Source organism: Desulfopila aestuarii DSM 18488 (assembly GCF_900143695.1).
GTDB classification, from domain to species: Bacteria; Desulfobacterota; Desulfobulbia; order Desulfobulbales; family Desulfocapsaceae; genus Desulfopila; species Desulfopila aestuarii.
In genome coordinates, this window is the sequence record NZ_FRFE01000097.1 from 1 (window position 1) to 1,427 (window position 1,427).

The following is a 1,427-nucleotide window of genomic DNA, read 5'->3' on the forward strand; positions in this document are numbered from 1 at the left end:
TATTTGAATGACATTTCGCAATTTCATTATAACACAAGAAGCTCTCCGAGCCTTTATTTATTTGGTATTACACATGTATTTGCGAGACAGCAGTGTGGATTTATGAAAGGCGTTAGTACTTTCTTGTAAAAAGAGATATTTCAGGCCTAAAGAACATAAGTACATGACCCCGAGATATTGAGTAACAGCAAAGCATCTTGGATAAGAGCTAAGAATGGCCGCAAGGCCCAAAACTGCAGATGACATGTATATAAAATCGCCTAACAGGGTACCTACAACAGCGCTCATGCCAGCTTTTGAGCCATCAGTCGCGGTGGCCCCAAGTATAGCAATCGTCCCTGCACCTGGAAAGAGTTGAAATAAACAGATAGCAATTATGAAGCCATAATAATTCTGGATTTCGTACATTTGCTTCACCATTACCCGAACTGTTTTCTGATAGTCAAACGGGAAAATCACCCGTGTATCTGATGAATGAGTGAGCCGGAAAAAAGCAGAAATTCAGGGTGAATCCAATGCGCCAATCCTGACCTTGGCGTGAATGAGAGCATTCCAGGCTGTTGGCATCATTACGTTTTGCATCCCGAGCTCGACAAGCCTCATATTTATTGGGCCTTCTCGGCGGTTTTTTTATAGTATTCGACTAAGCCTTCATGTTTCATGGCTTTCAAAACCTCGGTAATTTTCGGAAGAAGCGCGGCGTGCTTCTTGTGCATGTATAAATGACTGTACCCCGTCCACATGATGCCAGCCTGGTACATGGTGGAATGATCGAATCCTGCTTTATCAAATTTGCTAAGTGTTTCCTCGACAACATGTTCCTGTTCAATGTAGATATCGGTGCGTCCTGCGATGAGTTTCTTCAACCGCAGTTCCACTGTCGAGCTCGTTGATAAATTTTCTGGTTTGACAACTGTCGGCAACGCACTTGCGGCTACTTTAGATCCACGTCTGTATTCAACGATATAGTCCGTATCTTTCAGGCTCTCCCATCCATCCAAAACGATCCCTGGAGTAACGGCATATGCGGCCACGCTGACTGAAAAACTCGGTTCTTCAACTTTGAGGAGATTTTTTGAGACCTTCTCATAACTGGCAGCGCGTTGAATTTCCCCATCCACCGTTCCATTTTCTGCCATCAAATTTGCACGTTCATTAGGATAACCAATATATTGGAGTTCATAACCGAGCCGCCGAAATACTTCAGTATAGATCAAGTTGAGCAACCTTCCGGTAGATGATGCTTTGGTATCTTCTGAGCCGATCAACACAATCTTTTCAAAGGTGAAACTCGGATATGGTAGCGCAATCATAAGTAGAGCTACCAGCATCATTAGCAGGATGTTGAAAAACTCACAATCATAGGGAAGATCCAATCAAAATCGTGTATTATTTAACCAACTATAATCATTAAACAAAGGTGAGAT

Annotated in this window: 2 protein-coding genes; both read right to left on the bottom strand. The window is 42.7% G+C overall.

The genetic code is table 11. The annotated features are described in order from the left end of the window. Positions 1–57: 57 nt before the first annotated feature. On the bottom strand, positions 58–408 hold the full coding sequence (locus BUF15_RS26475; protein ID WP_143170918.1) for a LysE family translocator: 351 nt from the start codon (positions 406–408) through the stop codon (positions 58–60). Positions 409–605: 197 nt separating this feature from the next. Then, a complete protein-coding gene (locus tag BUF15_RS26480; RefSeq protein ID WP_084554648.1) occupies positions 606–1,376 on the bottom strand; it encodes a type 2 periplasmic-binding domain-containing protein in 771 nt (256 codons plus the stop codon). Between the last annotated feature and the right edge of the window lie 51 nt (positions 1,377–1,427).